Source organism: Wolbachia endosymbiont of Brugia pahangi (assembly GCF_012030695.1).
Classification (GTDB): domain Bacteria; phylum Pseudomonadota; class Alphaproteobacteria; order Rickettsiales; family Anaplasmataceae; genus Wolbachia.
Window position 1 is genome coordinate 258,119 of record NZ_CP050521.1, and the last position, 11,714, is coordinate 269,832.

General features: G+C 34.2%; 11 protein-coding genes. 8 read left to right on the forward strand and 3 right to left on the reverse strand.

Going from position 1 to position 11,714, the window contains the following annotated elements; genetic code table 11:
- Window positions 1-25: 25 nt before the first annotated feature.
- Window positions 26-1,297, reverse strand: coding sequence for a phosphoribosylamine--glycine ligase (gene purD, locus WBP_RS01275; protein WP_167895827.1), 1,272 nt, complete (start codon window positions 1,295-1,297; stop codon window positions 26-28).
- 32 nt (window positions 1,298-1,329) lie between these two features.
- Window positions 1,330-2,607, reverse strand: coding sequence for a serine--tRNA ligase (gene serS / locus WBP_RS01280; RefSeq protein WP_167895828.1), 1,278 nt, complete (start codon window positions 2,605-2,607; stop codon window positions 1,330-1,332).
- 153 nt (window positions 2,608-2,760) lie between these two features.
- Here serS and WBP_RS01285 point away from each other — a divergent pair, with 153 nt between their 5' ends.
- Both WBP_RS01285 and dusB read left to right on the forward strand, forming a co-directional pair.
- The gene (locus WBP_RS01285) at window positions 2,761-4,092 is read left to right on the forward strand and encodes a hypothetical protein (RefSeq protein WP_167895829.1); all 1,332 of its coding nucleotides are present in this window, start codon (window positions 2,761-2,763) and stop codon (window positions 4,090-4,092) included.
- The gene (gene dusB, locus WBP_RS01290; RefSeq protein ID WP_167895830.1) at window positions 4,077-5,033 is read left to right on the forward strand and encodes a tRNA dihydrouridine synthase DusB; all 957 of its coding nucleotides are present in this window, start codon (window positions 4,077-4,079) and stop codon (window positions 5,031-5,033) included. Before WBP_RS01285 ends, dusB begins: the two co-directional genes overlap by 16 nt.
- Window position 5,034: 1 nt before the next feature.
- Here dusB and pheT read toward each other — a convergent pair whose 3' ends face one another.
- The gene (gene pheT / locus WBP_RS01295) at window positions 5,035-7,413 is read right to left on the reverse strand and encodes a phenylalanine--tRNA ligase subunit beta (protein WP_167895831.1); all 2,379 of its coding nucleotides are present in this window, start codon (window positions 7,411-7,413) and stop codon (window positions 5,035-5,037) included.
- A gap of 1,085 nt (window positions 7,414-8,498) precedes the next feature.
- Between pheT and WBP_RS01305 the strand changes: the two genes are divergently transcribed.
- The 6 genes from WBP_RS01305 to WBP_RS05515 all read left to right on the forward strand — a co-directional run bounded on the left by WBP_RS01305 (window position 8,499) and on the right by WBP_RS05515 (window position 11,477).
- Complete coding sequence (locus WBP_RS01305; protein WP_167895832.1) at window positions 8,499-9,224, forward strand: F0F1 ATP synthase subunit A; 726 nt, start codon at window positions 8,499-8,501, stop codon at window positions 9,222-9,224.
- Window positions 9,225-9,284: 60 nt separating this feature from the next.
- A complete protein-coding gene (locus tag WBP_RS01310) occupies window positions 9,285-9,512 on the forward strand; it encodes a F0F1 ATP synthase subunit C (RefSeq protein ID WP_011256657.1) in 228 nt (75 codons plus the stop codon).
- A gap of 3 nt (window positions 9,513-9,515) precedes the next feature.
- Window positions 9,516-9,995 (forward strand): F0F1 ATP synthase subunit B family protein, encoded by a 480-nt coding sequence (locus WBP_RS01315; protein WP_167895833.1) that lies wholly within the window; start codon window positions 9,516-9,518, stop codon window positions 9,993-9,995.
- 8 nt (window positions 9,996-10,003) lie between these two features.
- Window positions 10,004-10,480: an ATP synthase F0F1 subunit B gene (locus tag WBP_RS01320; RefSeq protein ID WP_011256655.1), complete on the forward strand. Its 477-nt coding sequence runs from the start codon at window positions 10,004-10,006 to the stop codon at window positions 10,478-10,480.
- Window positions 10,481-10,859: 379 nt separating this feature from the next.
- The gene (locus WBP_RS05510) at window positions 10,860-11,066 is read left to right on the forward strand and encodes a hypothetical protein (RefSeq protein ID WP_246166048.1); all 207 of its coding nucleotides are present in this window, start codon (window positions 10,860-10,862) and stop codon (window positions 11,064-11,066) included.
- Complete coding sequence (locus tag WBP_RS05515; protein WP_246166050.1) at window positions 11,067-11,477, forward strand: glycosyltransferase; 411 nt, start codon at window positions 11,067-11,069, stop codon at window positions 11,475-11,477.
- The last annotated feature ends 237 nt before the right edge of the window (window positions 11,478-11,714 follow it).

The following is an 11,714-nucleotide window of genomic DNA, read 5'->3' on the forward strand; positions in this document are numbered from 1 at the left end:
ATAACATCCTTAAGCACAGCTAATATTAACTTCCAATGTCGTACCTGAAGAAACCTCCTGGCCATTCTAAAAAATTTAATGCAGAGTACACTTTACTTTTAGCTTCTTCTAAAGTGTTTCCTTCTCCTACTATATTCAATACTCTTCCGCCATCGGAAACCCAATTGCCACTTTCATCCAACTTAGTACCAGCATGAAATACCAGTACACCAGGAATACTTTCAATTTTAGCTAGTCCTTTAATTATTTCTCCCTTTTGATAATCACCTGGGTAGCCTTTGCTTGCAACAACTACACAAACTGTAGCTTTGCTATTAAGCTCCACCGTTTTAGCACTTAACTTCCCTTTTGCAACTGACAACATTAATTCCAATAAGTCACAACTTGCATCAAACCTAGGTAACATGGATTGTGCTTCAGGATCACCAAATCTAACATTGTACTCAAGAAGTTTTGGACTATCTTTGCAAGTTATTAAACCAGCAAAAAGCACTCCTCGATAAGGGGTTCCCATGTTAGCCAATGCTTGAATTGTAGGATATATTATTCTTTGGATAATTTTTTGTTCCATATCCTTACTTATAATTGAAGGTGACGAGTATGACCCCATACCTCCAGTATTTCGACTGTCATTATTCTCATCAACTCTCTTATAATCTTTCGCACATCCAAGGGTTACTACTTTTAACCCATCAACAAGAGCAAAGAAGCTTACTTCCTCTCCAACTAAAAATTCTTCTATGATTATTTCTTCACCTGATTCACCAAATTTTTTCTCCACCAACATTGAGTCTATTGCTGAAAAAGCCTCATTTTCCGTATTGCATACTATTACACCTTTCCCTGCTGCAATTCCATTCGCTTTCACTACAAGTGGAAATTTTATTTTATTACTACGTACAAAACTTTTAGCTAATCTCTCGTCAACAAAACACTCGTACTTGGCAGTTGGTATGCCGTATTGCTTACATATTCCCTTGGTAAAGGATTTTGATGCTTCGAGTTTTGCAGCTGCTTGACTTGGAGCAAAAACATTTATTCCCTCTGCAACTAAGTTGTCAGCAAGCCCATCAATTATTGGTTGTTCTGGACCAATAATAACTAATTCTATATTTTCTCTCTTACAAAATCGTGTCATATCGATTGAATTTTGAATATTTATATTCACAAGAACTCCGAGATTTTCCATAGCTGGGCGGCCAGGAGTGATATATAACTCGGTTAAGATAGGAGACTTCTTTAAAGTCCAAAGCAAAGCATGCTCACGTCCACCAGAACCTATAACCAGAACCTTCATCTCCATTTCCTCGCTTTTCTACTTCAAAACTATTATTTGCTTATAACAGTACCATTACTGATGTATTTTTGCAACACATTTGGTATTGTAATCGACCCGTCAGGATTTTGATAATTTTCCATTACGGCAATAATCGTTCTTCCTATAGCTAAAGCCGAGCCATTTAAAGTGTGAACATATTTTTTTACCTTTTTATTAGCTTCTAAAGAGTATTTAGCGTTCATCCTCCTTGCCTGAAAATTACCACAATTTGAACAGCTCGATATTTCTCTATACCTATTTTGCTCAGGTAACCACACCTCTATATCATAAGTCTTTTGTGCAGCAAAGCCCATATCGCCGCTGCATAATAGTATTACTCTATATGGCAGTTCTAATCTTTTTAATATCTCTTCAGCAACACCTGTCATACGCTCAAGTTCATCATTTGATTGATCTTCAGTTGTGATACTTACCAACTCTACTTTACCAAATTGGTGTTGCCTTATCATGCCTCTCGTGCTTTGTCCTGCACTACCAGCCTCTTTACGAAAACATTCTGAATATGCAGTAAAACGAATAGGCAGTTTCTTTTCTTCTACTATTTTATCAGCAACCGAATTTGTTAAAACCACCTCACCTGTGGGGATTAATCTTAATTCGTCGGTAGTTAGATATGAATCATCAGAAAATTTCGGTAGCTGACCAACATTATACATAGCCTCATTTTTTACCAAGACTGGGTGATATACCTCAGTATAGCCAAATTCATTAACATGCATTTCAAGCATAAAATTTATTAGTGCTCGTCCAAGCTTAGCTAGCTGCCCTTTTAATATCGCAAATCTTGACCCAGAAATTTTTGCTGCTTGCTCGAAATCCATTAAACCTAACCTTTCTCCGAGTTCATAATGAGACTTTGGTACGAAATCAAATTGCCTCTTTTCTCGATATCTTCTCAACTCTAAATTAGAGTTCTCGCCTGCACCTATTGGTACACCCTGCACAGGGATATTCGGTAAATTAGATAAGATATTAACTAATTTATCCTTTTCCATTTGCTCTTTTAAGCTGATTGCTTCTATCTCATTTGTGATATTTTTTGATGACTTTATTTGCTTCTCACAAGGGCTCTTGCTCATTTTAAGCTCTTTTATTTTTTTTGTGATTTCGTTGCGTTGCCTATTTAAATCTTGCAATTTAGTGGTCAACAACCTTTTCTTGTGATCAACTTTTAGTATCTCTTCTGCAGAAAACTCTTTTATTCCCCTACTTTCCATTGCTTTTTCGAATTCTTCAGAATTTTGGCGTATATATTCTATATCATGCATACATTGCGCTACTACTGATATTGTTACTGTACTTTAAAAGCTTTTAATACTCAATATTTTTACACATAACATGAATGAATGCTAAGATCATCATGGTTGACTTTACCCTCAGAATTTGTTAAAATTTGGTTAACTTGCATTTACGGAATAAATATGTCAGGCACTATAGAAGAGAGCACTTATCTTATTAAGCTCAAGGCCGGTGGAAAATTTGCTATTTACGCTTTTGGTATACATCTGGCAGCTATGTTTACCATTAGCTGTTTAGGATTGGCAATAGGATCTCCCCTCTTAATTTTACTGCTTGCTATGCTAAACTCTCGTCCTATAGTTTGGATTGTGATCGGGATAGCTCTTGCAGTAGCATATAAAATTATTGGAACTTTATACCACTTAGTGAGAGATTATATTAGTGGAAGAGGAGCAAATCAAGAAGATCAAAAGACTCTAAGTGAGGATAGTGGTATTAATAGTGAACATGGTTCAAGGGACGATAGTCGTAGAAGTTCTATTTCCATCGCTTCAAAAGATAGTGGTTTGGGTAGTAAAGAATTCAGTGAGGATTTACAAACCCTTGTACATCAGACAAACGGAGGTAAGTATGCTTACTGGCTACAGCAGCATGATATTGCTCACATTGCAAGGATTAAATATGGATATTCAGAAAGCTCTTCGGATAATGTATTTTTCTGTATTCCTGGCAATCTTGAAGCTTTGAATGAAAGGCTGATAGAATACAAAAGTAAGGTGGAACAGGAAGATCAAAAAGTAACGTTCGCTTCAGTGGTGAACTTAGGAAATCGTCATTGGACCACATTAGTTATTGCATATGATTCAGGCAATGGACAATTTAGAGCCTATTACTGTGATTCTTTTAGTGCTAAACTACCACGTTCTGGTAGTCAGCGTAGTAATATAGAAAATGCAAATGAAATTAAAAACGATTTAATGCTTCCTCTTAACAAGCAAGCTTGTGCGTTAAATACGCAAGGAAGAAAAGAAATGAGCAAAGATGTGCAAAAAACAGCACAAACGTGTAAGAAAAGGAAAGATGAACTAATTAACATTCCAATAAACACCGACAGTATAGTAAGTGCACTGGAAGCAGCCTTAGAAATTGGAAATGATGATATAAGAAGCTCCTCGATTAAGCAGCAAAATGATGGCTATAACTGCGGAATATTTGCATTAGAAAATGCTCATAAGATTACACAAATGTTTAAGGAGAATAAGTCATTTGATGAAATTGATGCAGAGCTATCGAAATACAAACCTGATTCAAAGCAATTGAAAGAGAAAAGAAAAGAATTTGCAGAAGCACTTATGAATGATACAGAATGGAAAGAACATTTAAAATACGGATTGTTATGTGATCTTCCGCCAAGTACACAAACATCTATTACTTTAAAAGAGCAAAATGTTCAAGCTTGTACACCATGGGTTTACAATGAAGAATTACCGTTAACTCCATGCCCCTGCAAATAGGAATTTTGATGATTGGTTCTCCGGTAATCTTAGCTCCAATGTCTGGAGTTACTGATTATCCATTCAGAAGCATTGTGAAGAAACTTGGTGCAAGTTTGTTAGTTTCAGAGATGATTGCAAGCAGAGCTATGATCATGCAAACTCGCCAAAGTATGCAAAAAGCAAAAGTTGATGAATTAACTGCTGTGCAGCTTGCTGGGTGCGAACCAGATATAATGGCAGAAGCTGCAAAATTAAATGAAGATATGGGAGCTAAAATCATAGATATAAATTTTGGTTGCCCAGTTAAAAAAGTTGTGAATGGTTATGCAGGGTCAGCGCTAATGCGTAATGAAAAAAAGGCTGCTGAGATAATTGAAGCTGTAGTCAAGGCAGTGAACGTGCCAGTTACGGTGAAAATTCGTACCGGATGGAACAATGAAAACCGTAATGCTCCACGTTTAGCAAAAATTGCAGAGGATCTTGGAGCAAAGATGATAACTGTGCACGGAAGAACAAGAGCACAGCTTTATAATGGTCAAGCAGATTGGAAATTTATTAGAAATGTTAAAGAGCAAGTAAAGATCCCGGTAATAGTAAACGGCGATATTAAAAGTTTGAATGATATTCAAAATGCACTTAAAGAATCCAGAGCAGATGGGGTTATGATAGGTCGTGGTGCTTATGGTAGACCTTGGCTGATTAACCAAGCAATAAACTTTTTAAGTGGAAATGAAGTTTCTGAGCCAACAGCTTCAGAGAAACTGAGCATTATACTTGAGCATTATGACAATATTCTTGAGTACTACGGAAATGATGCAGGAATAAAGATCGCCCGCAAACACATAGGTTGGTACAGTAGCGGGTTTAAGAACTCATCTGAATTTCGTGTGAGAGTAAATAACATGACAGATAGTATGGAAGTGAAAGAAAATATAGTTAGCTTCTTTAGTCAAGTATGAATTAGGTATACCTCAAGATTCCTCCGGTATTTTTATGCACTAAGTTGACTATAGCACTCGATTCTTTTTGAATTTCCTCTTCAATCAAGGTGTGAGTTGGAGAACAGAAAGTAACTGACAATGCTATAGACATTTTATTCGGTTCCATGTTATTTCCATGGTATACGTCAAATACGAAAACTTCCGTGATGAGCTCTGAGCTTTTTTTTACCATGTTAATTATTTTACCAACTTCTACATCCCTATTCACAATAAACGCAAAATCGCGCTTTACGCTTTGATGCTTATAATCGATAAATTTTTCTCTGCTTACAGGTAGATTTTCCATATTTTCTAATATCATCTCAAAGCCTACAACTTTTTGTTTGATGTCAAAAAGGTCTAATATATTAGGATGCAACTCCCCAAAATAACCTGTTGCTTTATTCTTGAAAGAGAGAGTGCCTGACTTTCCTGGGTGGTAATATTCTTTTTCTGCTCTTTCTATTGTTAAATTTCCATAACTAACATTAAAAAGCTCCAAAGCTGCTATTAAATCAGCCTTTGCATCAAAAACATCTATTTTCCTATCAGTATTATAATGATTTCGCGGCAAATTATTGCCTGTTCTTATTCCACTTAAAGAATACTTAGGTTGGTCGAGACTATCGTAAACTGGTCCGATCTCAAAAATTGCAAGATCAGACATTCCATGGACGATATTGTCAGCAGTAACTTGCAACAAATTTGGAACGATACTTGGCCTCATTATATTGAAGTTATTATTAAATGGATTGTCGATGATAAATAACTTATTTGAGTAGCCAAATTTTTCAGCTATCGATTCACTCATAAATGACCAAGTGAACACTTCATGAAATCCTCTGCTTATCATCAAAACACGCAAGTTATCGTGTGTATTAATTTCTACCTCAACGTTGTCTATTAGTGGTTCCTCTTTTATTTTATCATATCCATATATTCTTACTACCTCTTCAACTAGGTCAGCAGGTATGGTAACATCCGATCTCCAGCTTGGTACTTTTACATTCCAATTATTCTCAGTTTTTTTATCAGTGCTAAATCCTAATTTTGTTAAGATATTAAACATCTCGTCAGGCAATACAGACACACTTCCAAACTTGTTTACATCTTGATAATCAAAACTCACCTTGGTATCAGCCTCATCCAAACTGCCAGCAAACACTACATTTGAGGCTTTTCCACCACACAAATCAACAATCATCTGAGCTGCAAAATGGAGCCCATCAAGAATAAATCCAGGATCAACTGAACGTGCAAATCTGTAACTTGAGTCTGTGGAAATATTGAGTTGCCTTGAAGATTTAGTAACAGAGATAGGATTAAACCAAGCAGATTCTAAAAAGACATCAGTAGTTTCAAGTGTACATTTACTGCACTTACCGCCTATAATTCCAGCAATTGCGTGAATATTATTATCATCAGAAATAACGCTTATATCATTGTTTAATAAGTACTCTTTACCATTTAAACCAGTAAATTTTTCTCCATTGTTTGCTTTGCGTACTATGAGTTTCCCTTCTATTTTTTTCGCATCATACGCATGCATCGGGCGACCAAAGGACATCATAATATAGTTAGTAATATCAACTATTGCAGAAATGGAACGTATTCCTACTGATTCCAGCCTATCTTTTAACCATCTTGGGCTCTCCTTATTTCCCACATTGGAAATGTATACTCCACTAATAAAGCTCTCACCATCGATGACCTTAACATTTATAGAAGAGCTACTTGTCATTCCAGACTTGGATCTATCTTGGATTCCAGTATCATGAGCTGGAATGGCGCTAGAATAAATTAAGGAATTTAATGTTCCAATTCCAGTTGCTGCCAAGTCTCGAGCTATTCCATGCACACTCAGGCAATCTCCACGATTTGTGGTGACATTTATATCGATTACAGAATCACAATTGAAAAATTTATTCCCCACTTTATAATCATCAGATAGTTCAATTATTCCTTTACTTTTCTCTTGAGCCAGCATAAGCTCAGAAGCAGAACAGAGTATTCCTTCACTTAGCACCCCTCGTATTTTTGTGGGCTTAATTGTGAAATTACTTTCTGGCAATGTGCTGCCAAGAGATGCAAGTACAGTCTTCAAGCCTTCTCTAACGTTATTTGCCCCACAGACTATTTGTAAGATTTTACTTCCATTATCTACTTTACACAGCTTTAACTTATCAACATTTGGATGAGGTGTGACTTCCAACACTTTTGCAACAATGAATCCAGCTAATTTGGTATTGTCAACCACATCTTTTACTTCTAACCCTATATGAGTTAACTTATCAGTGATTTCTTCTAAACTAGCATTCGTTTCTAAGTGCTCTAGTAACCAAGATAATGTAAATCTCATGAATCTTTAAAAGAGACAAAAAAGTTATTGTAATATAAAATATAATGCTTTTAAAGTTTGTTGTAGTAAATGACTTCTCTATTGCAAGAAACAATAGAGAAGTTTACATATGTGATTATGTATCTTTTCAAAGAGAAGGAATTTTGTTTATATCACTTTTTAAATCTATACCCATATAGTACTCAAGATTTATATTATGATTGTCTTCATGGAAATTGTAGATGTAACCATCAATAGTTAAGTTTTCTATTATGTCATGGCTTTCACTAGTATTTTACTTTCCACTTTGGAATAGCCAATATATTCGTTAGAGGAACCATCCGTTAGCTTGATGTGTCCATTGTCAAATTCCTGTTCTAAATTTAAAGATTGATTAATATTAATAAAATTTATTTTATTCATGATATATCTTACTAAAAAATTAAATTATAAATAAGATAACGTGTAAAGTAAAGTTATTTAATAATTTAGTAAAATTATTAAATTTTAAAATACAGCACAACTGCAATCAGCACTCTAGTATACATTTTACTAATCACTAACAGGCTTCTTACATAACCTAGAAAAAGAGACAAATAGTTATTATTTTAAATATTGGCGTTTTTTATAGCGCTGCTACTCTTAAATTGCTTTAGCTATAGATATTTAAGGAGTTTACTAAGTGGGAAAAAAGGCAAAAGATATCCCGTGGTAGATAGTGTTTACTCTCTAATCCTGCAAATTGGCGTTTTTATACTGTCTTAAATGCTTTATAAGCGCATTTCAGCTTATATAGGTAAAAACTTTAGAAAAGTTGTGAAGACATGAGGTACATATGGTGTAAAAAATTAAATATAAGACGCCAACTACGTAATACTTTGTCATTTAATCTGCACAGATTGAAGATAACTAAATACCTTCAGTGCTATGGGGCTGCGAGGTTTGTCAAGTAGTTTTTCGAACTACCTAAATGATGGCCAGGCAAAAACTATATGGTTTGCAAGAAGTTTAGTATTATATGGCCCTATACTATCTTAACTCTTGACTTCATCCTATAAAATTAGTACTTTATTTACTATTATAGTCTAAGTCTATAGGATCAAAAAATGGCGTTAAATCCGCTAGAACAGTTTAAAATACATACAATAGTAGAGTTACCTAAATTATTTGGGCATGACATAAATTTTACCAACTCATCCCTTTTTATGATGATTTCAGTAGTATCGGTTATACTTTTCTTGCTCTTGGGGGTAAGAAAAGGGGCAGTAATACCAGGCTATTTGCAAGCTGCGGTTGAGTACGTATATGATTTTGTTACTTCCATAATAGAAAGTAACACTGGAAGCAAAGGCCTAAAGCACATTCCGTTGGTATTCACAGTATTTACTTTTACTTTGTCGTGTAATTTGGTTGGTATGCTTCCTTATAGTTTTACAGTTACAAGTCATGTGATAGTTACTTTTGCCCTATCAATGATAGTTTTTACTTATACAACAATTGTTGGATTCAAAGAAAAGGGAATAAATTTTTTACGCATACTATTACCGGAAGGTATCCCATCATGGCTTGCACCCATGATGGTTTTTATTAAGCTATTTGCTTACCTGGCAAGGCCTATAAGCTTATCAATAAGGCTTGCTGCAAACATGATTGCGGGTCATACAATTATCAAAGTAGTAGCAGGGTTTATTATGAATATGCATTTGATTCTAACCCCTATACCGTTTTTGTTTATAATTGCACTAATAGGATTTGAAGTGTTTGTTGCAATTCTACAAGCTTATATATTTACTATATTAACGTGTATATATTTGTCGGATGCAGTAAAGTAATTGACTTTTCTCTAGAATATTTTATAATTAATACATTAAAGAAATAGTTAAAGGTGATATATGGATTTAGTAGCTTTAAAGTTTATAGCGATTGGTTTAAGCGTACTTGGCATACTTGGGGCAGGTCTTGGTGTAGCAAATATATTTTCTACTATGCTAAGTGGGCTTGCAAGAAACCCTGAATCGGAAGGTAAAATGAAAATTTACGTTTATGTTGGTGCTGGTATGGTTGAATTTACGGGGTTGCTCGCGTTTGTTCTTGCAATGTTATTGATGTTCGTTGCTTAACACATGCCACAGCTTGATGTTTCAACTTTCTTTTCTCAAGTTTTTTGGTTTTTAATTTTTTTTTCTTTACTGTTTTTTGTAGTACGTTATTTATTTCTGCCAAAGTTAGATGGAATAATAAATACTAGAAGTAAAAGGGTATTGGATTCTTTTAATAGTTCTATTTGTCTTCTAAGGCTCATAGAAAATCAGACTGTTAAATATAATACAGCTTTGGATCAAGCTGAGATACAGGTAAAAAGAGTTATAGATGATGCATTAATCCAGGTAGAAAAGATGAAGGCTAATGTGAAGAATATATTAGAAGAGGAAGACAAAAAAATAAGTAAGTTCATTGAAGAAGGAGTTGCAAAGTTTAAGTCTGAGTACACTGATGAGTTAAAGCAAATGACTACTAATATTGCCTTGATTTATTACAATAAGTTGACTAATTCTGAAATTAAAAAGGAATTTGTTGCTAATTTGGTGTCTAAAGAATTTTAGGAGTTTTTATGTCTACGTCACTAATTGTTGGTCTTGCTTTTTTTGTAGGCTTTATCTTTTCATATAAGTTATTAAAGAAAGTAATAAAAAATGCTCTTAACGACAAGCGCAACAAGAGCAAGCTTACGAATGAAGAGATTGAAAAATTCAGAAGAGATATGTTGGAGTATTACAAAAAATCTTCTGAAAAATACAAAAAATTAGATGAGGAAGTTAATAAAATGATGAATGAAGCATTTGATAAGGCTGATAGTATCATTAAGCATAATAGAAAGCAGCTAGATCGGACATTAGATGACAATGCACGTTCTTACTTGGAAAAAGTTACTGATCAAGTTGAAAAAGCCATTGGAGATTTGCAAGCTAACACAGCAAATATAGCTGCTGATGCTGTAAAGAAAATAATGCAAGAACATAAGGATGATAAGCGCAGTAGTGAGGTTATATCTTCGTTCTCGCGCAACCTAAATAAGAAACTGCATTAGGTTTAATGCAGGAATTACCTATACTTCAAGCTAGTAACATAGAAAAAATAAGTTCGGTGTCAATTTATGTAGGGAGCAAGGAGAACTCTTTTACTATGAGTTTAATATAGCACCCTGGCAAAAATTAAGCAACACTACTTTTTTTATGGTTGAATACGCAAGTTGAGATATCAGCCATTGGATCAAGACTAGCTACGGTGATGGCTATGTATTAATAAAAGCAAGTGGCGAGCAAGTTTTAAATTTTTTTAACTCGCACTTTGGTATTTCAGAATTTGCGAGCAATTATTTATAATATAAAAACCATGACTTTTTAGTCAAGAACATTAAACTAGGCTCAGTATTTTTTGCTTCTTTCCTTGTTGCAACTTCAATTTTAATGCTAGCAGAGAAATATACATATTTTGCTTTGACGTTGATATTTATAGTTGGATGTTCTAATTATTTGTTCAAATTTATAACTAAGGTTTTTAGCTTATATGAAACCTCCAACCGAAAAGTGAGTTATGATAAGATGAACGGAGAAGATTTTCCTATACATACTATTTTATTGCCTACTTTTGAAAAAAGTGCAATAATAGAATAATTGATTGAAAGTATCGAAAGTTTGGATTACCCAAGATCGGAATTAGAAGTAGAGTTTCTTATAGAAAGTAATAATCAGGAAATGCTTACAGCTATAGAAAAACATACTTTACCACAATATTTTGAAGTAATAAGTGTACCTCTTTTTTTACCTAAAATAAAGGCCAGGTTATACAATTATGCTATGAGCCTTGTAAGGGGAAAGTATGTAGTAATGTATGATGTAGATGACAAGTTAGACCCATTACAGTTAAAAAAAGCACTGATTGAATTTGACCGGGGTAACGATGAGTTATCTTGTGTGCAGGCAAGACTAAATTACTATAATCACAATCACAATTTTCTGACAAAATCCTTTTCTTTGAAATATATGAGTTGTTTCCGTACTTATTGCCTGGATTCCAAAAAATGAACATACAGATACCTTTGGGTGGTAGCAGTACCCATTTTTCAGTAGAGATTTTATGGAAAGTACTTTTTTGGGATGCTTATAACATTACTAAAGATGCTGAATAGTTTTGAGACTTGCACAAATGGGATATAAAACTAAAATTATTGATTTGAAAACATTAGAAGAATCACCAACTACTATGTTTTCTTGGATTAAGAAAAATGAGCACGTTGGATCAAATGCTACATGCAAACTTAT

Bases quoted from the DNA above. Each gene is read 5' to 3' on its own strand.
- purD (WP_167895827.1), bottom strand. From the start codon at position 1,297: ATGAAGGTTCTGGTTATAGGTTCTGGTGGACGTGAGCATGCTTTGCTT.
- serS (WP_167895828.1), bottom strand. From the start codon at position 2,607: ATGCATGATATAGAATATATACGCCAAAATTCTGAAGAATTCGAAAAA.
- WBP_RS01285 (WP_167895829.1), top strand. From the start codon at position 2,761: ATGTCAGGCACTATAGAAGAGAGCACTTATCTTATTAAGCTCAAGGCC.
- dusB (WP_167895830.1), top strand. From the start codon at position 4,077: ATGCCCCTGCAAATAGGAATTTTGATGATTGGTTCTCCGGTAATCTTA.
- pheT (WP_167895831.1), bottom strand. From the start codon at position 7,413: ATGAGATTTACATTATCTTGGTTACTAGAGCACTTAGAAACGAATGCT.
- WBP_RS01305 (WP_167895832.1), top strand. From the start codon at position 8,499: ATGGCGTTAAATCCGCTAGAACAGTTTAAAATACATACAATAGTAGAG.
- WBP_RS01310 (WP_011256657.1), top strand. From the start codon at position 9,285: ATGGATTTAGTAGCTTTAAAGTTTATAGCGATTGGTTTAAGCGTACTT.
- WBP_RS01315 (WP_167895833.1), top strand. From the start codon at position 9,516: ATGCCACAGCTTGATGTTTCAACTTTCTTTTCTCAAGTTTTTTGGTTT.
- WBP_RS01320 (WP_011256655.1), top strand. From the start codon at position 10,004: ATGTCTACGTCACTAATTGTTGGTCTTGCTTTTTTTGTAGGCTTTATC.
- WBP_RS05510 (WP_246166048.1), top strand. From the start codon at position 10,860: ATGCTAGCAGAGAAATATACATATTTTGCTTTGACGTTGATATTTATA.